Origin of the sequence: Rhizobium sp. WYCCWR10014 (assembly GCF_001657485.1) — a bacterium.
In the GTDB taxonomy this organism is placed as follows: Bacteria; Pseudomonadota; Alphaproteobacteria; order Rhizobiales; family Rhizobiaceae; genus Rhizobium.
Genome location: NZ_LXFU01000053.1, coordinates 165131 through 186334, shown reverse-complemented (window position 1 = coordinate 186334; position 21204 = coordinate 165131). Strand labels below are relative to the sequence as shown.

Annotated in this window: 17 protein-coding genes; all 17 read left to right on the top strand. The window is 60.7% G+C overall.

Annotated elements, in window-relative coordinates; genetic code table 11:
- Positions 1 to 124: 124 nt before the first annotated feature.
- Positions 125 to 1150: a 2-dehydropantoate 2-reductase N-terminal domain-containing protein gene (locus tag A6U98_RS34960; protein WP_064655774.1), complete on the top strand. Its 1026-nt coding sequence runs from the start codon at positions 125 to 127 to the stop codon at positions 1148 to 1150.
- A gap of 52 nt (positions 1151 to 1202) precedes the next feature.
- Positions 1203 to 1772: a TetR/AcrR family transcriptional regulator gene (locus tag A6U98_RS34955; RefSeq protein WP_064655773.1), complete on the top strand. Its 570-nt coding sequence runs from the start codon at positions 1203 to 1205 to the stop codon at positions 1770 to 1772.
- A 12-nt stretch (positions 1773 to 1784) separates the two neighbouring features.
- Positions 1785 to 2387 carry a DsbA family protein gene (locus A6U98_RS34950; protein ID WP_064655772.1) on the top strand — a complete coding sequence of 201 codons (603 nt, stop codon included), beginning with the start codon at positions 1785 to 1787 and terminating at the stop codon, positions 2385 to 2387.
- Between the two features lie 203 nt (positions 2388 to 2590).
- Entirely contained in the window at positions 2591 to 3985 is a 1395-nt protein-coding gene (locus A6U98_RS34940; protein ID WP_064655770.1) for an FAD-linked oxidase C-terminal domain-containing protein, read from the top strand.
- Positions 3986 to 4015: 30 nt separating this feature from the next.
- A complete protein-coding gene (locus A6U98_RS34935; protein ID WP_064655769.1) occupies positions 4016 to 6313 on the top strand; it encodes a molybdopterin guanine dinucleotide-containing S/N-oxide reductase in 2298 nt (765 codons plus the stop codon).
- A 220-nt stretch (positions 6314 to 6533) separates the two neighbouring features.
- On the top strand, positions 6534 to 8183 hold the full coding sequence (locus A6U98_RS34930) for an ABC transporter substrate-binding protein (RefSeq protein WP_064655768.1): 1650 nt from the start codon (positions 6534 to 6536) through the stop codon (positions 8181 to 8183).
- 37 nt (positions 8184 to 8220) lie between these two features.
- Entirely contained in the window at positions 8221 to 9231 is a 1011-nt protein-coding gene (locus A6U98_RS34925) for an ABC transporter permease (protein WP_064655850.1), read from the top strand.
- Positions 9228 to 10076 (top strand): ABC transporter permease, encoded by an 849-nt coding sequence (locus A6U98_RS34920; RefSeq protein WP_064655767.1) that lies wholly within the window; start codon positions 9228 to 9230, stop codon positions 10074 to 10076. The genes A6U98_RS34925 and A6U98_RS34920 overlap by 4 nt, the downstream gene beginning before the upstream one ends.
- Positions 10055 to 11785 (top strand): ABC transporter ATP-binding protein, encoded by a 1731-nt coding sequence (locus A6U98_RS34915; protein ID WP_064655766.1) that lies wholly within the window; start codon positions 10055 to 10057, stop codon positions 11783 to 11785. Before A6U98_RS34920 ends, A6U98_RS34915 begins: the two co-directional genes overlap by 22 nt.
- A complete protein-coding gene (locus tag A6U98_RS34910) occupies positions 11782 to 12864 on the top strand; it encodes an LLM class flavin-dependent oxidoreductase (RefSeq protein WP_064655765.1) in 1083 nt (360 codons plus the stop codon). The genes A6U98_RS34915 and A6U98_RS34910 overlap by 4 nt, the downstream gene beginning before the upstream one ends.
- A gap of 202 nt (positions 12865 to 13066) precedes the next feature.
- Complete coding sequence (locus A6U98_RS34905) at positions 13067 to 14173, top strand: LLM class flavin-dependent oxidoreductase (protein WP_064655764.1); 1107 nt, start codon at positions 13067 to 13069, stop codon at positions 14171 to 14173.
- A 117-nt stretch (positions 14174 to 14290) separates the two neighbouring features.
- A complete protein-coding gene (locus A6U98_RS34900) occupies positions 14291 to 15472 on the top strand; it encodes an acyl-CoA dehydrogenase family protein (RefSeq protein WP_064655763.1) in 1182 nt (393 codons plus the stop codon).
- A gap of 74 nt (positions 15473 to 15546) precedes the next feature.
- Positions 15547 to 16107 carry an FMN reductase gene (msuE, locus tag A6U98_RS34895; protein WP_064655762.1) on the top strand — a complete coding sequence of 187 codons (561 nt, stop codon included), beginning with the start codon at positions 15547 to 15549 and terminating at the stop codon, positions 16105 to 16107.
- A gap of 18 nt (positions 16108 to 16125) precedes the next feature.
- Positions 16126 to 17130: a C-terminal binding protein gene (locus A6U98_RS34890; protein WP_064655761.1), complete on the top strand. Its 1005-nt coding sequence runs from the start codon at positions 16126 to 16128 to the stop codon at positions 17128 to 17130.
- Positions 17131 to 17404: 274 nt separating this feature from the next.
- Positions 17405 to 18697: a GGDEF domain-containing protein gene (locus tag A6U98_RS34885; RefSeq protein WP_082934057.1), complete on the top strand. Its 1293-nt coding sequence runs from the start codon at positions 17405 to 17407 to the stop codon at positions 18695 to 18697.
- 167 nt (positions 18698 to 18864) lie between these two features.
- A complete protein-coding gene (locus A6U98_RS34880; RefSeq protein WP_003550551.1) occupies positions 18865 to 19608 on the top strand; it encodes a FadR/GntR family transcriptional regulator in 744 nt (247 codons plus the stop codon).
- Positions 19592 to 21190, top strand: coding sequence for an ABC transporter substrate-binding protein (locus A6U98_RS34875; protein ID WP_064655759.1), 1599 nt, complete (start codon positions 19592 to 19594; stop codon positions 21188 to 21190). The genes A6U98_RS34880 and A6U98_RS34875 overlap by 17 nt, the downstream gene beginning before the upstream one ends.
- Positions 21191 to 21204 lie beyond the last annotated feature (14 nt).

Sequence of the window (21204 nt, the reverse complement as noted above, 5' to 3'; positions counted from 1 at the left end):
GAAATGAGAAGAAAGAGAACGACCTGTCTTTCTTCGATCCATTTGCGTGCCTATGCTTGCAACATGGGCCTGTCGACCTCCACACGCTAGCCGCAGTGGTCATAAATCAGATTTGGGACGAGAGATGACACGGTACGTTATCGTGGGGGCCGGCGCGGTTGGCGCGAGCCTCGCTGCGCAGTTCGAACTTTCCGGCATCACATATGCGCTCGTCGGACGCGGCGCGCAGATCGGCCATATAAAGAAGCATGGTCTGAGCTATCAGCGTCCCTCCGGCAAGCGACAGATCGGGCTTAACGCTTTCGACCTTAGTGACCCGCCCGAACTGACCCTCGATGATATCCTGCTGCTGACGGTCAAAACTCAGGACGCTGCAAGCTCCCTTGCATCCTGGTCATGGCGTCCTGTGTCGGATTCAGCGGGTGCAGCGGCTGCCAGTCTCCCCGTCGTTACCTTTCAAAATGGCTTGGCGACAGAAGCGATTGCGCTCAGAACTTTCGCCAGGGTTTACGGAGCTAGTATTCTGACGCCAGCACGGTTTACCGAAACCGGCTCCGTTGCAGTGGCGGGTGATCCGCAGCTCGGCGTGGTCACCATAGGGCGTTTCCCGTCGGGTTCGGATGAAACAGCCGAGCAGATTGCGGCGGACCTCACCCGCGCCAATTATCTGGCGGAAACCAGCAATGATATCCGCCGTTGGAAATCAGCCAAACTTCTTCACAACGTCCGAAACGTCTTGGAATTGTTCATTGGGGCCGAGGATGTCCGCGTCTCAATCGCCCAGGCGCTGGTCAATGAAGCTCGCCAAGTTCTTGAGGCTGCCGGTTTCAACCTCGCCTCACCTTCCGAGCGGACCACAGATCTTTCAGGGTGGCGCATAGCGCAGGACAGTGGCATCCATCCCGGTCAACAATCGACTTGGCAGAGTTTTACCAGAGGCGCTTCGAGTGAAGTCGATTTTCTCAACGGCGAAATCGTCTTGCTTGGTCGTTTGCACAATATTCCGACACCCTACAATGAGGTTGTCCAGAATCTTGCTGGAAGATTGGAGTATCAGGGCGGCTTCACGAAAGCACTGGCGCTTGATGCGATTCAATCACTTGTCAGGCCCTATCAGCGCAGCAACACCGGTCTCGCCGCAACGAGCTGATGTGTCGCCTTCCAATTGTTCAACGATGCAACCACCAACCTGAAGCGATCCAATGAGAGAACCCATATCAGATCAGATCCTCGCCGCAGCCGGCGGGCTATTTTACAGCGAAGGTATTCGGGCTGTTGGGATAGATCGCATTATCGAAGAAGCGAAAGTTGCAAAGGCAACGCTATATCGACACTTCCCGTCCAAGGATCATCTTGTTGCAGCCTATCTCCAGGATCGCCACGAACGTGTTATTCGCTCCTTGCAGGACGCCCTGGACGCGACGGCTGCTCCGAGAGACCAGGTCAGAGTTATTTTCGAGCGCCTGTATGAAAAGGCCGACAGCCCGGAGTTCCGGGGCTGCGCATTTGCTCTAGCGGTGGCCGAGCATGGCGACTCAGTACGCGTCGTGTCCGTCGCCCGAACGCATAAGAAGGCCGTGAGCGACATATTCCGCGCCATTATCTCCAAGGCCGAATTGGGGCCTGACCAGACTGCTGCTCATCTATCGCTTCTTTATGAAGGTGCGCTTGCGACGGTGGCGGTCGGACGTGATCCAACAGCGGTTCTCGTCGCCCGAGACTGCGCACTTTCCGTATTCGACGCCGCAATCCCACACGACCGGACATCTTGAGAGCACTAGAATATGACAAAGATCATCGACTATTTCTTCGGCATCGGCTCGCCATGGGCCTTCATCGGTCTGGACCCATTCGCGGCACTCGCTTCCGAACAAAACGCGACGATCCGCCCCTATGTCATCCCCCTGATTGAGGATAACGGCGCCATCTATTCTCGTAATCGACCGGAGGCCCGTCGTGCTTATTGGACGAAGGATCTCAAGCGTTGGGCGGCCCTCCGGGGCAAAGAGCTGAACTTCGAAAACCGTGCAGCCTTGTCGGATCCAACGCCGGCAGGTTTCATGATCCTTGCCGCCATCGATGCGGGCGACGATTGGCTCAAGCTGACGAAAGCGCTGCAGGAGGCCTTCTGGTTGCGCGGAGAAAATATCGGTGGCGCAGAGGTCCGTCGTGCGATCGCGGATGCCGCGGGCTTCGATGGTGCAGCGTTGGATGAGCGTGCCCAGAGCGACGCCGTGTTGTCGATATGGAAGGCCAATTACGAAACCGCCAAGGCCGCCGGTGTGTTCGGGCTGCCGACATTCCGTTATGAGGACGAGCTTTACTGGGGCCAAGACAGTCTGCCCTTCCTCGAACGTCATCTCAAGGGCGCAAAACTGGTCGCCTGATCCTGTCGTAAAGTCGAAGTGCGCGGCCCGCGCGAAACGCAGTCGGGTCGCAAGCCGCAGATCGCAATTCCGGGGTTTCTCATGTCTCTTTGCTTGCCGGGCTCCCTGGTCTTCACCGTAAGGATGGCGGTGAATCTCGATCATCCTGGCCGCGTCATTCTCGACGGCTCTTTCACGACACCGATGTCGCCTGGAGCGGACAAGTGAGCGCACTCTCCTCTGCTCTTATCGAGGCGCTGCACGACCGTTTCGGTGATCGCTTCTCCACATCGCAGCCCTTGCGGGAGCAGCATGGCCGCGGTGAATCCCACCACACCGCCGCGATTCCGGATGCGGTCATCTTTGCTGATAACACGGAGGACGTAGCGGAAACTGTGCGGCTCTGCGCGGCCGAGGGCGTGCCGGTCATCGCATTCGGGGCCGGTACCTCCCTCGAGGGCCATCTGAGCGCGGTACGGGGCGGTGTTTCCATCGATCTCTCCCACATGTCACAGATCGTCCGCGTCAGCGCCGAGGATCTCGATTGCACGGTTGAGGCCGGCGTGACCCGCGAGCAGTTGAACACTCATCTGCGTGACATGGGCCTGCTCTTCCCGATCGATCCGGGCGCCAATGCCTCGATCGGCGGCATGGCATCGACCCGCGCATCGGGCACGAACGCGGTGCGCTACGGAACCATGCGCGAAAACGTCTTGTCTCTAACCGTCGTTCTGCCGAGCGGTCAGATCGTCCGAACCGGTGGGCGGGCACGAAAGTCGTCGGCCGGCTACGATCTGACGCGGCTCTTTATCGGCTCGGAAGGAACCCTCGGCATCATCACCGAGGTGACGCTGCGGCTTTACGGCATTCCGGAAACGACCTCCGCCGCGCTCTGCTCGTTCGAGAACGTCGAACAGGCGGTTGCTGCGGCCATCGCGGTCGTGCAGCTCGGCATTCCGGTCGCGCGGATGGAGTTGATGGACCGCGGTCTGATCGAAGCCGTCAATGCCTATTCGAACCTATCCTTGAAGATCGAGGACACATTGGCCTTCGAGTTCCATGGCTCTCCGGCCAGCGTGCAGGAACAGGTCGAGATGGTCGCCGGCATCGTCGGAGACAATGGTGGCAAGGACTTCGAGTGGGCCAATACGCCGGAAGAACGCAACCGCCTCTGGAAGGCGCGTCACAATGCGTTTTATGCCGTCGTTTCCCAACGAGCGAATGCCAAGGGCTGGTCTTCCGACGTCTGCGTGCCGGTATCGCAGCTCAGTGCCTGCATACTCGACACGCGCGAACTGCTGCGTAGCTGCAGCGTGCCGGCCGCCATTCTCGGCCATGTCGGTGACGGCAACTACCATGTTGTCTTCGCCGTCGATCCGACGAGCCAGGCAGAACTCGACGAGGTCGCCGCCATCAACAAGAAGATGGTGGAATTTGCGATTTCGGTCGATGGCACATCGACGGGCGAACATGGGGTTGGCACAGGCAAGATCAAATATTTGCGTCAGGAACACGGAGATGCCGTGGATCTCATGGCGGTCATCAAAAATGCCATCGATCCGAAAGGCATCATGAATCCCGGCAAAGTCCTTCCGAACGATGTTTCGCCAGCAGTCTGATAACGGCTTGATCGCCGAGGATACTGTCAAATGAATAGCTTCAAGACCCACAGTTCCCATTGGGGGGCGTTTTCAGGCCGATACGAAAACGGAGGTCTTGAGGTCCGGCCTCATCCGGGCGATCCGCATCCGTCGCCTTTGCTGGGCAACATTCCGGCGATTGCCCATAGCCCTATGCGTATCAGGCGGCCGGCGATCAGGCGCGGCTGGCTCGAAGGCACGGCGGGTCACGCGCAGAATCGCGGAGCGGACGACTACGTCGAGGTCAGCTGGCCGCGCGCAGCCGACCTTGTCGCAAATGAGCTGCAGCGCGTTTACGGAAATTGTGGCCCGGAAGCCGTGTTCGGGGGATCCTACGGTTGGTCGAGTGCCGGACGCTTCCACCATGCACAAAGCCAGATCCACCGGTTTCTCAACGGGCTGGGTGGTTACGTCAGTTCCGTCAACACCTACAGCTCCGGTGCGGCAATGGTCATCCTCCCGCACGTGTTGGGACCATACGATCATTTCGACCGCAAGAGCGTCACCTGGGATGCCATCGAACGGAGCAGCGAACTGGTCGTCGCCTTTGGCGGAATGGCGATCAAGAACACCGATGTGCATGGCGGGGGCATCAGCGCGCATATCGTGCCCCGGACGCTGAACGGCGCGCACGCGCGAGGTGCGCGTTTTGTCCTCGTCAGTCCCCTGAAAGACGATTTTCCTGCTGAGGTGAATGCCGAATGGCTGCCCATCTTACCAGGCACCGACATCGCGCTGATGCTCGGCCTCGCGCATGTGCTCGTCAGCGAGGGATTGCACGACCGCGAATTTCTCGACCGATATACGGTCGGCTACGAACGTTTTGAAGACTACCTGCTTGGCCGGATCGATGGTGTCGAAAAAAATCCGGAGTGGGCGTCCCACATCTGCGGCATCGGCGTCGACACGATCAAGACCCTCGCGCTCTCCATGGCGCGCGCCAGGACGTTAATCACCGTCAGCCATTCCCTGCAACGTGCCGACCATGGCGAGCAGCCGGTCTGGATGGGCATCGTGCTCGCCGCGATGCTCGGGCAGATTGGGCTTGATGGCGGCGGCTATTCCTATTCCCTTGGTGCGTTAGGCAACATCGGCAAACACCAGCTTGCCGTCCCACTGCCGACGCTCAGCCAATTCAAGAATGCCGTGTCGGATTTCATTCCCGTCGCGCGCATCGCCGACATGCTCCTCAATCCGGGCCACGAGTACAACTACAACGGCCACGCGATGCGTTATCCCGATATCCGCCTCGTCTATTGGGCGGGAGGCAACCCGTTCCATCACCATCAGGATCTCAACAGGCTGCGGGCGGCGTTCAAGAGGCCGGAGACCATCATCGTGCATGAGACGGCCTGGACGTCGTCTGCGCGTCACGCAGACATCGTGCTGCCGGCGACGACCACGCTTGAGCGTGACGATATCGGTGCGGCGGACCGCGATCCGCTGATGATCGCCATGAAGAAGCTGATCGAGCCGGTCGGCGAAGCACGGGACGATTATGAGATCTTCTCCGAGATCGCGCGCCGTCTCGGCAAATTCGAAGAGTTCACCGAAAACCGCACCAGCCGGGAATGGCTAACCTTCCTTTTCGAAACAACGCGCAAGGAGCTCGTAGCCGGTGGACACGAAGCTCCCGACTTCGAGACGTTCTGGGAACGGGGCGAGCTGAGCCTTCCGCTCAAGCCCGACGACGGAGGTCCGGCACGCGCCTTCAGGCAGGATCCGGCGGCATTTGCCCTCAAGACGCCATCCGGAAAAATCGAGATCTTTTCTCAGAGGATCGAGAGCTTCGGCTACGACGACTGCCGCGGCCATCCGCGATGGTATCCGCCAAGGGCGGAAGCGGGGGACGATAAAAGCCGCTTCCCGCTCCATCTGATCTGCAACCAGCCGCATCAGCGGCTGCACAGTCAGCTGGACTACGGCGATTTCAGCCGGCCCACCAAGATAAAGGGGCGGGAACCGGTTCGCATAAATCCAGCTGACGCGGCCGAACGCGGCATTTCCGATGGCGACATTGTGAGGCTGTTCAACGCCCGCGGCAGTTGCCTTGCAGCCGCGGTGATCAGCGAGGACGTGCGAAAGAGCGTGATGCAGCTTGCGACTGGTGCATGGTTCGAACCCGACAATGCGGCGGCCGATCAAGCCATGTGCGTGCACGGCAATCCGAACATCCTCACCCGCGACATCGGAACCTCCCAACTGGCCCAGGGCTCGACCGGGCAACTTACCCAAGTACAGGTTGAGCGGTTCGGTGGCGAACCGCCTGCGGTGCGGATATTCGAGGGGATGACGTTCTTAGATTAGGCTGAGAGATCCAGCACCAAGGCCAGCAACCAATAGAGCGGCTTCACCAACCACGGCGAAGGATGCACTGCGCCCGGAAAAGCTGATCCTCACACACCCAGAAACCGAACAAAATAATCCATAATTTTAGTAGAAAAAGAACAACTGGTCTTTCTCCCTCCTGTTGCCCTGCTTAGGCTATGCGTCGTGATCTACTTGGCAAACGATACAGGACCGCATTATGATCGAACGCTCTTCCCCGTTCTCCCTTTCCCGGCGTCTGCTGATCGCCACCTCTGCGTTGGCAATCGCCGCCTTGGTGGTAACGGCTGAGTTCAATCCGGCTCTGAGTGCCGATAGCCCACACAACGGCGGTGACATCACCTTCCTGATTGACTCGCTGGGTGATACCTGGATCCCGAACAACAGCGCCATTTCCAGCTTCCAGGGCCACATCTGGGGCCATGTGACCGATAAGCTCCTTTACGTCGATGCAGACGGCAAGGTCAGCCCCTGGGTCGCCGAACGCTGGGAGCAGAACGACACGGCCACCGAGTTCACCCTGCACCTGAAGAGCGGTGTGACTTTCTCCGACGGCACTCCGCTCGATGCGTCGGCCGTTGTCGCCAATCTCGACATCTGGTACGCCGGCCGCAAGAGCGAAGGCATCAACCCGATTGGTCTCTTCCCAAAAACCTACGACCATGCCGAGGCAATTGACGCGACCACAGTGAAGGTCTTCTTCAAGAAGCCGACGCTCGGCTTCATCCCGACCCTCGGCTACCACGGCTCGATTCTCATCTCCCCGAAGACCATCGCGCAGCCCGCCGCCCAGCAGGCTGACCTCAGCAAGACCTCCGGCAGCGGCCCGTACGTGGTTGATTCCTGGAAGGAGGGCGACTTCGTCAAGCTGGTCAAGCGCAAGGATTACAACTGGGGCCCTCCTGCCGTCGGCCATACTGGCCCGGCTTTTCTTGACTCGATAACCTACAAGCTGGTGTCCGAGCCTTCGCTGCGCGTCGCTGCTGTTCAGTCGGAGCAAGCCGACGTCGCCTATAACGCTTCGCCGCAGGAGCTGGAGTCTCTGAAGGCAGAGGGCTTCACCACCGCGACACCGCGCTATCTCGGCTTCGTGAACGGTTGGGCAATCAACACCAAGCTTGCGCCATATGATGACGTAAAAGTACGCCAGGCCCTGCAAGCCGGCATCAATCGCCAGGAGGTCATCGACACCGTCTATACGCCCGACTGGAAGCTCGCGACGTCCTTCATCCAGAGCAACGTGCCGGGAGCGACCGATCAAAGCGCGCTTTTGGCCTACAACCCCGACAAGGCCGAAAAGCTTCTCGACGAGGCAGGTTGGGTCAAGGGCGCAGACGGCATCCGCACCAAGAACGGCCAACCGCTCGTGCTGACGCTGCATTCCAACCCCTACCTCGCAACCTCGAAATCGGTCGACGAACTCATCGCCCAGCAACTCGGCAAGATCGGCTGGAAAGTCGCTATCCGTGCCTACGATGTCGTCACCTTCGGCCAAAAGGTCAAATACGGCAGCCCGGCCGTACCGGCCTATGAGGTGACACGCAGCTTCATCGACGCCGGCACCGTCGCCAGCATCCTGACGAACGCCAACAACGGCGAGAACTGGTTCGCCCTCGACGAGAGCGACAAGACGCTCAACGACCTACGCGACAAGATCGCCAGCGCGGGTTCTACCGACATCCGCAAACCGCTCCTCGACGAGTTGCAGAAGTACATTCTCGATCAGGGCTACTTCATCCCGCGCACGCAGATCGTCCAGCGGATCTACGTCCAGTCTCCGAAGCTCAAGGGCGAGATCTACAACGGCGTCGCCTATGCCAGCTACTACACTGCGACGAAAAGCGAATAGCCCGCAGTTCAACCGAGCAACGAAGAAGGTGATCGGCATGAGCAAAGCCTACCTAAACTACGCCGCAAAACGCCTCGTGCAGGCGATCGTCGTGATCCTGCTGGCTTATGTCTTCACCTTCGTCGTTGTCAGCATCCTGCCCGGCGACCCGATCACCAATGTCCTGAACAACCCCCAGAATGGGTTCACACCGGATGAGATCAAGGAGATCATCGCTGCCCAGGGCCTGGATAAGCCGATCCCGGTCCAGCTATGGACATCCTTATCCGGCTTCGTGACCGGCGATCTCGGCTTGTCGATGCGGACCAACCGGCCCGTCTCGACGCTGATCGCCGAGGTGCTGCCATCGACGTTGGTCCTTGCTTCTGCAGGCCTCGTCACAGCACTGCTGCTCGCGGCGGTGATCGCCTATGGCACGCAGTTTCTTCCAAAACACTTTGGCCAAGGCTTGCTGCGAGGCTTCCCGTCATTGTTCCTGTCGGTGCCCAACTTCGTCATCGGCCTAGTTCTGATCCACCTTTTCGGTTTCCAGCTCGGCGTCTTCCGCGTGATCGACCCCGACAGCTTCTGGGCGACCCTTTTCGCGGCCATCGCGCTCGGCATCCCCATCTCCGCGCAAATCGCCGAAGTGCTCATCGCCAACCTCGATCATGAGTCCGGCCAGGAATACGCCGCCGTCGCGCGGGGCCGCGGGCTCGGGCAAATGCGCCTGTTCGCCAAGCACCTGCTCAAGCCGTCTTCGCTGCCGGTCATTACCGTCATTGCGCTGACCATCGGCGAACTGCTTGGCGGCTCGCTGATCACCGAGACGGTATTCGGACGTAACGGTCTCGGCAGCCTGGTGCAGCGGTCGGTGAGCACTCAGGACCTGCCCGTGCTTCAGGCGGTCGTCTCGCTGGCGGCGGTGGTCTTCGTGGTCGTCAACCTGATCGCCGATCTTGCCTACCCGCTGCTCGACCCGCGCGTAAAACTGCTTGGCACTCCCGAACGTCGTCCAACCACAGCCGACGAAAGTTCCGCCGGCCTTTCCAAGGTGGTGACCTCATGACCCTCGCCTCCACCTACTCTACCTCGCGCATCACCGCGATCGGGAGGCTGACGGCGCTGCGCGTGCCGCCGGTCGTCGCGCTCTCTTTCGCAATCGTCGCGCTGGCGATCGCCTGGTCGCTCGCCCCGAGCCTGTTCACCAGCTATGACCCGGTCAACGGCGTTCCCGCTCAGAAGCTGCTGGGCCCAAGTGCAGCGCACTGGTTCGGCACCGATCACCTGGGTCGCGACCTCTATACCCGCGTCGTCTATGGCACAGCCTCTTCGGTCGCGAGCGCACTGATCGCCGTGGTCATAGGCGTTGTGGCCGGCGGCCTCATCGGCCTTTTGGCCGGCTTCTTCGGCGGCTGGGTGGACACCCTGTTTGCCCGTCTGGTCGACGTGCTGCTTGCAATTCCAAAATTCCTGCTGGCCGTCATCGTCGTCACCGCGATCGGTTTCGACACCACGAACGCCGCCATCGCAACCGGCGTCTCGGCGGTGGCTCTCTTCGCCCGGGTAATGCGCTCGGAGGTCATCAAGACCCGGCAAGCGACATTCGTCGAGTCTTCCTTTCTGCTCGGCGGATCGCGCTGGCACATCCTGTGGCGCCACGTGCTGCCGAACGCGTCGCGCTCTGTGCTGCCGCTTGCTGTGCTGCAGTTCGGCGACTCGATCCTGGTGATCGCCAGTCTCGCTTTCCTCGGTTACGGCGACCCTCCACCGGCTTCCGACTGGGGCCTGCTGATCTCAATCGGCAAGGATTACCTCAAATGGCCGTGGCTGGTTTACGCACCCGCATTCGTCACGATCGCAACCGTCCTCTCCGTGAACAGGATCAGCCGATGGCTTCGCAAGACAGACTGACTGAGCTTTTCGCCCGTATTGACGCCACCGGATCGGCGCTCCCGCAATCGGCCCCGCTGCTTCGGATCGACGGGCTGTCGGTTTCCTACGGACAGCAGGAAGTCGTCAGCGACGTCGGGTTTGAACTCGGCCGCGGCAAGAGCCTCGCCCTCATCGGAGAGTCGGGGTCGGGCAAATCGACGATCGCTCGCGCGGTGTTGCGACTGCTCCCCACGGGTGGACGCGCGACCGGCTGTGTCGAGTTCGACGGCCAGGAGGTGCTGGGGCTCTCGGAACGTCGTTTCCGGCCGCTGCGAGGACGCGCTATCGGGTTCGTGCCGCAAGACCCCGGCAACTCGCTCAACCCGGTGCGGACGATCGGCGCCCAGGCGATGGAGGCGGCAGCACTCGTCGACGAGCCCAACAAGGCAATCCGCAAGACGCTCATCCTGGAAACCTTCGCCCAGGTCGGGCTCGACAACCCCCAACGCGTTTACGACTCCTACCCGCACCAACTGTCCGGCGGCATGCTGCAGCGCGTGTTGATCGGCCTTGCCGTTCTTCCACGTCCGTTGCTGCTCGTCGCGGACGAGCCGACCTCCGCGCTCGACGTCACGATCCAGAAGCGGATCCTCGACCTGCTTTCCAAGTTGCAGCACGAACTGGATATCAGCCTGCTTCTCATAACCCATGATCTGGCGATCGCCGCCGAGCGGGCCGATACACTGGTGGTCCTCAAGGACGGCGTCGTTCAGGAAGCCGGCAACACTGAGGCTGTCTTCTCCGCGCCTGCCTCGGCATATGCCAGGAAGTTGCATGCCGACGTTCCGGCGCTCAACCCCGATCGTTATCGTAAGCTACGAGACCCCGCCTTCCGTCTCCTCGGGACCAAGACCAACAAGGCACCGAAGATCGAGGTTAGCGGCGTCACGAAGACTTTCACGGTCGACGGCAAGATTCTGACGGCCGTCAACGATGTGTCGTTTGCCGTCCAGGCTGGCACCACACACGCGCTGGTCGGCGAATCTGGTTCGGGCAAGACGACGGCAATCCGGCTGCTGCTTGGGCTCGAACAACCCGACGTCGGGAACATTGCGGTCGCCGGCGAGCAGCTCAACGGTCGTTCGCACGAGTCGCTGCGCGCGGTATGGCGCCACCTGCAGCTCGTCTACCAGAACCCGTTCACGTCACTGGACCCAACCTGGAAAGTCGAGCAGCTGGTGCGCGAACCGCTCGACAGGTTCAAGATTGGAACCCACGAAGAGCGAACCGCACGGGTTCGCGAAGCGCTGGGCAATGTCGGGCTCGGCGAGCACCTGCTTTTGCGCAAGCCGGAAGCCTTGTCAGGTGGCCAGCGCCAGCGCGTCGCCATCGCCCGAGCGCTGGTCCTCAAGCCTGATGTGATCGTGTTCGATGAGCCGACCTCCGCGCTCGACGTCAGCGTCCAGGCCGACATCGTCGAGGTGCTGATTTCGCTGCAAGCCAGGCTTGGCCTGACCTATGTATTCGTCTCCCACGATCTGGCTCTGGTGCGCCAACTCGCCCACACCGTCTCGGTGATGCAGCGCGGGCGCATCGTCGAACATGGGACTGTCACCGACATCTTCGGAAACCCCCAGCAGCCCTATACTCGGGCGCTGCTGGAATCGATCCCATCGGGCGCCGCAGGTATCGCCCGTGCACCACACCCTCAACCTCGGCGGATCTTCAACGAGGAAAAGATCGCATGACCATCGCTGCGCCTGTAAATCCTCAGCCCGCGTCGTTCCGCCCGAAGCAGCGGCTCGGCTTCAACACCCGGGTATCGTTCAACGACGAAGCCGGACCGGCGCAAGGTCTGCGCGACGGGATCGCGTTGTTCCAGGAAGCCGAGCGGCTGGGTTATCAGTCGGGCTGGGCCTATCAGCGACACTTCGACCACTACCTCTCCTCGCCGCTTCCGTTCTTTGCCGCGGCCGGTCAGCACACCAAGCGTATCAATCTGGGGTCGGCGGTCATCCCAATGCGCTATCAGGACCCGATCCTGCTCGCCGAAGCGGCCGGTACGACCGACTTGCTCATCGATGGCCGGCTGGAGCTTGCCATCTCGACCGGTGCCAACGCGGCGTTCGACGCTGTGTTCGGTGCAGTCGACACCGACGCCCGCACGGAAGCCAAACGCCGCCAGGCGCGCTTCCTCTCAGCGATCGCAGGCGAAGTCCTCCATACGGTCGTTTCGCCGGGCCAGGGTGCTCCCCAAGGTGCGGAATTGCGCGTAACGCCGCATAGCCCGACCCTGCGCTCACGCATTCGACAAGGTTCGGCCAGCCTGAGCTCGGCGGTGCAGGCGGCAGAACTCGGGATCGGGCTCATCTCGGGGACCGTGCAGCACGACCAGGCCGAGGGCGAGACTTTCGGGCAGTATCAGGCTCGCATTATCGAGGCGTTCCGCGCCACCTGGCGCACGACCTGGGGAACGGAACCGCCATCGGTCGCAGTCGCCGCCTCCATCCTGGTTGGGACCACCGCCGAACTTCGAGAGAAATACGCTGCCTATGACCTCGAGCGTCGCACCATCGGAATTGCCGCGTCGCGTCCCAAAGGTGCCCTCGCGCCCGCCAGCCAACCAGCCGGCGCTCAGATTTCGCCCGTCTTCCAAGGCACGCCCGATCAAGTGATTGAGGCCGTGTTCAACGACCCGGGCCTCGCAGCCGCGGACGAGGTCGTGCTCTTCTTGCCACCCGGCTTCGGCCTCGCCGAGAACATAACGTTGCTGACCGATCTGGCCGAGACAGTCGCTCCAGGACTTGGCTGGTCGCCTGCTTCGTAACCCATGCACAGGCTACACGGCTCGATACCGGCGCCGTTGGAGACGGCCTGCGTCAACGCCATGACGGGGAGCGGGTCCTACTCCATCCGCCGCGATAGCAGATATTTTCTATAAAATCGATAGAAAGAGAATGACCTGTCTTCCTCGCGGCGCTGCCGCGCCTTAACGTCAATGCAATGGTCTGCAACCTGAAGGAGCTCACATGTCCGCGGAATTCATTAGCGTCAGCTTTCCCAACGCGTCGAACGACCTCAACCCCATTCCCGATGCGCCCGTGGATCCTCGTTTCCTGGAGCGGTACGCACGTGCCCTCGATGACTACGGTTTCAACTACACGCTGATCCCCTACTCCTCTTCCTCCTTCGATCCCTTCACGCTTGGCGCCACGGTCCTGGCGCACACGAAGCATATCAAGATCATCGTGGCTTTGCGCCCGAACACCGTCTACCCGACGGTCGCAGCAAAATCGCTTGCAACACTCGATCAGTTGAGCGGCGGGCGTGTTGTCGTTCACTTCATTGCAGGCGGCAGCGACGAAGAGCAGGCCCGCGAAGGCGACTTCCTCGACAAAGAGGAGCGTTACGAGCGGCAGGAAGAATATATCCGGATCCTGCGTCTGGCCTGGACGTCCAAGGAACCTTTCGATTTCGACGGCAAATACTACCAGTTCAAGCAATTCCGCAGCGCGGTGCGTCCAACCAATGGCCTGATCCCGATTTCGGTCGGTGGTTCGTCGGATGCCGCCTATCGCATCGGGGGTTCACTGGGCGACATTTTCGGGCTCTGGGGCGAGCCTCTTGCAGAAACAAAGCAGCAGATCGAACGGATCTACGCGGAAGCGGCAAAGGCAGGTCGGACGGATCGCCCTCGCATATGGGTTACCTTCCGGCCGATCGTGGCGGAAACTGACGAGTTGGCATGGGAGAAGGCGCATAGAGTTCTCGACCAACTGAACCAAAACCGTCAGAAAGGCTTGGCACGCGCACCACTCAATGCTGCACGCCCGGCCAATGTCGGTTCGCAGCGGCTTCTGGACATCGCAGCACGCGGCGATGTCCATGACCGCGCACTATGGTATCCGACGGTGACCGCGACCAATGCTGGCGGCGCCACCACTGCGCTGGTGGGTTCGCCGCGCACCATTGCAGATTCCATCCTCGACTACATCGATCTGGGCTGCGATCTGATCTCGATCCGCGGCTATGACAATTACAATGATGCGGTCGACTACGGCCGTTACATCCTGCCGCTCGTACGTGAAGGCATTCGCGAACGGGAAGAGGCGAACAAGAAGAAGAGTGCTGCTTGATTGTGCAGTCTGGCCCGAGCGCCGGACTGCATATCCCCATTTTCTCAACGCAGCCGGATCTGCTCGTCCTTTGCCTAGGGATAGGACTGTCTTAACAGCCAGAAAGCGTCGACCCGCATGTCCCATGATACAATCGTTCCAGATGAAACCGTGCGCGTCATCGCGGACGCCGCACCGGATGCGGATCGAACCGGTCAATTTCCCTGGACCGGTATCCGGGCCGTTCATCACAGCGGTCTCCTAGAGAGCACCGTTGCGACCCGCTATGGCGGCCAAGGCGCGACGCTTGCTGATGCGGCCCACATTCTGGCGGCGCTGGGGCGGGGTGATCCCTCGGTGGCGCTGATCAGCGCCATGACGATCTTCAATCATCTCGGCCAAGCCGCAAAGAACCATTGGCCGGAGGATCTGTACCGGCGTCTGCTGGCGGAGGCCAAGCAGAAACCGCTATTGCTCAACGCCGCGCGCGTCGAGCCGGAACTGGGGTCTCCGGCCCGCGGCGGCCTCCCCGCGACTGTCGCCCGCCGCACGGCAAGCGGCTGGTCGATCACCGGTCGCAAGCGCTTCGTCACCGGCGCACACGGTCTTACGCATTTCCTGGTGTGGGCGCATACCGACGAGACGCCTGCGCGCGTCGGAACGTTCGTCGTGCCGAATGGATTGCCCGGCATCCACGTGATCGAGAACTGGAACAGCCTGGGCATGCGCGCCACAGGTTCGCACGACGTCGAATATACTGACGTCGAGATCCCGGCGGAAAACGTGTTGGAACTCGTCGATCCGTCGGTAGCCCAGCAGGACAATCGCGCCCATGCGGCGATGACCTTGGCGCTGACCGCGATCTATCTCGGTGCGGCCGAGGCAGCGCAAGCGGCCTTCATCCGCTTCGCGCATGAGCGCGTGCCTGCCAATCTGGGCCATCCCATCGCCCGCACGGAGAGGTTCGTGACGCTCTCGGGTGAAATCGACCTGCTCGTCTCCGGCGCCCGGCAGATCATTTTCGGCGCGCTCGAAGCCAACCATGGCGACGCGGAAAGGATGATCAGGGCTCGGCTGATCGCAGGCCGGCAACTGCGCGAAGCCGTACAGATCGCGGTGCGTGGCATCGGCAATCCGGGTCTTAGCGCCGATTTGGGGCTTGAACGGCACTTCAGGGATATCCAATCCGTCCTCGTGCACGCGCCGCAGGAAGATACATCTATTTCGATCTTGGGCCGTGCCGCCTTTGATCGGTGGAATCGAGAGGAAACAGCCCGTTCGAGCTATCCGGCAGGGCTGACGGTCCTCAAAACGGCATAGCAAACAGAGCGCCCCGCCCGATGACCTCCCTCCTCCCTCGCATGCTCGAGGGCGAACTCGCGAAAGGAATTTAGATGAGCAACGATCTGATCGTCGGCTTTTCGGGCAATTTGGCCCGCCCGTCCAGCACCAGGCGCTTCGTGGAGAGTGTCACGCAATCGCTGGCGAAGCAGGCAGGCCTGCAGCATGCGGTGTTCGACGTCGAAGACCTCGGCACCTCGCTGGCGGCTGCAAGATCGGTCGGAGACCTCGATCCTGCCGCGAGAACGGTGATCCAAAAAATCGTCGAGGCTGAAGCGCTGGTCATCGGTTCGCCAACCTACAAAGGCAGCTACACGGGCCTGTTCAAGCATGTCTTCGATCTCCTCGATCCGGCAGACCTGCGCGGCAAACCCGTCATCCTGACGGCAACCGGCGGGGGCGATCGACACTCCCTCGTTGTCGAGCATCAGCTTCGCCCGCTTTTTGCTTTTTTCGAGGCCTTTGTTCTACCGACGGCAATCTACGCCTCGAGCCGCGACTTCACCGATGGCATTCCGTCAACGGCTATTCTCGGGCGCGTGAACCAGGCGCTGGCGGAGGCCTCGGTCCTTGTGAAGGCCCGCTCGACAGCAGACGCGATTGCTGCGGAATAAGCAGTCGGCGGGCAAAAAATGACTGCACCAAAAAAATACGTCGTCGGCATCACCGATCACATGTTCGGCGCCCCCGATCTCGAGGCCGAAGTGCTCGGCGACGATGTCGAGATCGAGTTCTTCGCCAGCACCGACGAAGCATCTTTCGATCCAGATCGATTAGCGAGGCTCGATGCCCTGATGGTCTGGGGCGCGCGGCTCGGGTCGCGCAGCATCGCCCATCTTTCACGCTGTAGAGGCGTCGTGCGTTATGGTGTCGGCTACGAGAAGATCGATCTTTCGGCACTTGCGGATGCCGGCATTCCGTTCGCCAACAATCCCGATTATGGCACGGAGGAAGTCGCCGACCACGCAGTCGCGATGATCCTGTCCCTGCACCGGCGACTTTGGGAGCACGACGCCCGCGCCCGTGGCTACACGTCCGGATGGCAGGTCCATAGCCTCAAGCCGCTTGGCCGCTCGAACCGGAGCACGGTGGGTGTTGTCGGCGTCGGGCGGATCGGCACAGCGGTGGTGAACCGCCTGAAGCCATTTGGATTCCGCATCCTGGGCTATGATCCCGGCCAGCCGCCAGGCCATGAGAAGGCGATCGGCTATGAACGCCCCGACCGGCTTGACGACCTCTTCGCGCAAGCGGATATCGTCACCCTGCATTGCCCGGCAAACAACCAGACGCGTGGCATTCTGGACGCGGATGGACTTTCCCGGCTCAAGCCCGGAGCCATCCTGGTCAACACCGCGCGCGGAGAACTGCTCGACGATCTCGATGCGCTCGAAGCCTCATTGCGAAATGGGCATCTCGCAGCGGCGGCAATCGACACACTGGCGCAGGAGCCGCCGCGCGATCATCCGCTGCTGACAGCATGGCGCGATAGGAGTGACTGGCTGCAGGGGCGGCTGGTGATAACACCGCACAATGCCTTCTACTCCGATCATGCGGCCATCGAGATGCGCCACAACGCAGCGCGGACAGTCAAGATCCTGCTCGACGAGGGCCGGCTGCGAAATCAGGTCACGGCGTGAGCGGCTGTCGGAAACGAGACGTCAGTCGAGCACTTGCTCTCCCGCTCTGACCGGAGGGCAAATCACGCGTCGGTCTACCGACCGAAAGGTGATCGCCGTGAAAAGAATCGAACCGTGAATTCGGCCCGGCACTCGTGAGACTTTGGCCCGATATGACACGTTGACGACATACTGTCGTTCCCTGGTACAGAATCGTTAGGGCAAGCAGATCGTCTTTTGGAGCGGAATGCGGGGCTCGTCTTGCCCCCGGTCGTCTGCTCCCTAGATCCGACACATGGATACCGAGCGAACCACAGCTCCTATCAAATCGGTAAGGGCGTCTTCGCGGAAACCTCTCCAGAGGTTGAGGCCGGCCATTGTCGAGCAAGTCGAGCGCCTGCTCGGTGGACGCACGCGTGATATCCGCTTCAATGGGGAACTGGCTCGGCTTTTTCGCGAACGCTCCTGGCCGCGGACTGCCAAGATCATCCGCGCGTGGATGGTTTGGGTTATCGTGCTCGATGTTCTGACGTTGGGCCTCAACGCGATCTTGCTTCCGACCGAAACCGTCATGTCGATGCTTTGGCCAGCGTCTATCCTTCCCCCCGCAGCTCTTGTCGCCGCGATAGCCTTCCTGCGGCCGCATGCTTTGTGGGTGCAGGGAGTTTTCCTCCTCTCGGCTGTTTTTCTCATTCTCCTGTCGGTCGCCTTGGTGGGCGTTAACACCGGTGGCGAGTTTTATGAGCGGCATTTGACCATCATGCTTTTTGTAGCCGTCACTGCCATTATCATATTTCCGATTCCACTCGGTTGGGCGATGGCGATCGGCGCTGCTGCCCTCGGTATCTACCTTGTGTTTCAGCTGCGCAATCCAGACATTGAGGCGGGAAGTGCTCTGGCAGGGACGCTGTTTTTCGCAAGCGGCGTGGCTGCAACCGCCGTTGCCCGCCGCACCGCAACCATCTTCGCTCAGAAGACTTTCTTGCTCGAGTTACGAGATCGAAGTCGCCTTGCGGAGCTTACCGACGCAAATTCCCAGCTGGAATTGCTGGCGCGGACCGACCCGTTGACGGGTGTCGCCAACCGGCGTTCGATGATGGAAACGCTAAATCATTTCTGGAACGAGGACCTTAGACGAACGAGCGGCGCGGCGATGCTGATGTGCGACGTCGACGACTTCAAGCATCTCAACGATAATCTCGGACATGCCGAAGGCGACCGCTGCCTGGTGAAAGTTGCCGGCATCATTCAGAGCAGCATGAGAGACGAGCGGGACCAGGTCGCCCGGTACGGAGGCGAAGAGTTTCTCGTCTTTCTCCCAGGCTCTGATGAACAGGAGGCCGGGGTGATCGCCGAGCGGATACGCAGCCGCGTAGAAGCTGCGTCTCTTCCAAATCCTACCTCCCGCGTCGGTCCCTGGGTCACTGTCAGCATCGGACTGGCGATATTGATGCAAAACGGTGACCTCGTGTCAGCAGAGCACATGCAGCGCCAAGCGGATGCGGCCCTCTACCTTGCCAAAAAGACTGGCCGCAACCGCGTGGTGGTCCACTCTCCAGAGGTCGATCAAAGCCTTCCACTGAAGTAATTCCAGCAAAACTGCGCCGTTCCGTTGTCCTTCTGGTGCTTAGAACGACCGCCTTAAACGGTTTCGTGCCGGTTCGGTCAGTCGTCCAAGCTTGCCCATTTGACAGATATCCTACAAGTCGATATGTAACATCCATCTTATCGGCGATGCGGGAAAGTGACCGGGGCATGACATTGAAATCGATGAAGCCGCTGACGCGCGCGCCGCTGTTGCATGTCTCCGTGCAGGAGAGTCTTCGCGCCTATATCGATGACAATGGCCTTGCGCCCGGCACCTTGCTTCCGGCCGAAGGAGAGCTTGCCACCCAGCTCGGTGTCAGCCGCAACTCGCTGAGGGAAGGCATCAAGGCGTTGGAATCGCTCGGTGTGCTGGAGACGCGGCGCGGCGTCGGCATCTTTGTGAAGGCCTTTTCCTTCGAGCCGCTTCTCGACAACCTCGCATACGGCCTCGGCGGCGCCCTGCGGCAGATCGAGGAGGTCCTCGAAATCCGGCGTACGCTGGAAGTGGGATTGATCGGCAAAACGATCGACGTGATCGGCGAGGAGGACATTGCCGAGCTGCGCGCCACCGTCAATCGGATGCGCGCCCATGCCGAGCGGGGCGAAACCTTTGCGGAAGACGACCAGCTGTTCCATCGACTGCTGTTTCGCTGCCAGGACAATGAAACGCTCGTGCGGCTGATCGATGTCTTCTGGCTCGCCTTCTACAAGGCATCGGATTTCGTCAATCTGGAAAATGCCGATCCGATGGCGACGTGGCGCGACCATGCCGCGATCGTCGATGCGATCGAGGCAAAAGATCTGGAGGAGGCGCGCAGACGCCTGGATCGTCACTACGAGGGCATTGCCCGGGTGATTGCCAACAATAAGACAAGTTCAAACGTGGGAGGAACACATGAAAAGACTGTCTAGACTATCCGTTATTGCGCTTGGCGCCCTGCTGTCGACGGCTGCCATTCCGGCTCTTGTCGTTTCGGGCGTTGCAGCTGAGGCTCAGGCAGCCACGCTGTCGGGCGGCTTCGATGTCGGCCCCGGCGGCTTCCAGGGCAACTTCAATCCGCTCGCCGCGACCGCCGGCTTCACCTGGCTCAGCGTCTACTACGAACCGCTGATCACCTATGACGAGAAGCTGCAGAAGGTCGTCGGCGCGCTGGCAAGCTCCTACGAGGTCAGCTCCGACCAGATGAGCTACACGTTCAAGCTGGTGGACGCCAAATGGCATGACGGCAAACCGTTCACCGCCAAGGACGCGAAGTTCACCATGGGCCTTGCGATGGATGCGAAAACCGGCTCGGTGCTCGCTGCCCGGCTGAAGGGCATATCGTCCGTCGAGACGCCGGACGATCGCACTGTTGTTATCAAGCTCAGCGCACCGAGCAGCAGTTTTCCCGACACGATGACCAAGGTGATGATGCTGCCCGAGCATGCGCTTTCCTCGATCCCGGCCGACCAGCTGGCGAAGAACACCTGGTGGTCCACCGCCCCGATCGGCACCGGCCCGTTCAAATTCACCAAATATGTCTCGGATCAATATGTTGAACTTGCCGCAAACACCGATTATCGCGGTGGCAAACCCGCACTGGAACGTGTCATCAATCGCTATTTCGCCAACCCAGCCGCAGCGATCGCGGCGCTGAGATCCGGCGAAATCCAGTTCACCTATGTCGATTCCAACGACGTGCCGACCTTCAAGGACAACAAGGACTTCAAGGTCATCGAAGGCAACTCTTTCGTCGTCAACTATCTCGGCTTCAACCACGAATCCCCACTCTGGAAGGACGTGCGCGTCCGCCAGGCGGTGATGTACGCGATCAATCGCGATGCGATCATCCAGAGCCTCTATGGCGGTGCGGCCAAGCCTGCCAATTGCGCCTATGTCGCTGAGCAACTAATACCCCCTGATATCGACAGCTATGCCTATGATCCCGCGAAGGCCAAGCAGTTGCTGACGGAAGCCGGCTGGGAGCAGATCAATGGCGGCAAGCCGATCACGCTTCTGACCTATTACACCACGCCGCTGGCGACCAACGTGCTTGCCGCAGTCCAGGCGATGCTGGCCCAGGTCGGGATCAACATCGTCCCGCGCGCCGTCGATGCCCCGACCTATAACAGCATCGTGCTCAATGCGACGCCGGATATTGCCCAGTTCCAGTTGGTTTATGCCGGGCTGCAGAACGGGCCGGATGCCGGAAGCATCAATGTCGGCCTCAACGAGAAGCAGATCCCTCCGGCCGGACCGAATGTCGCCAGGGTTCGCATGCCCGACCTCACCAAGGCACTCGATAGTGCGTTGGCCGAGCCTGATAGCACAAAGCGGGATGCCGCCTACCAGGACGTCTGCAAGGTGATGAACACGAACCTGCCCTGGGCGACGCTCTGGGTGGCAAACCGCTACGGCATCGTCTCGACCAAGGTGAAGGATTTCGTCTGGACGCCGGCGCCGGGCGGCGGCCCCTACCAGGCCAACCCGCAGAAATGGTCGATCGCCGAATAGGCGTTTTCCGGGAA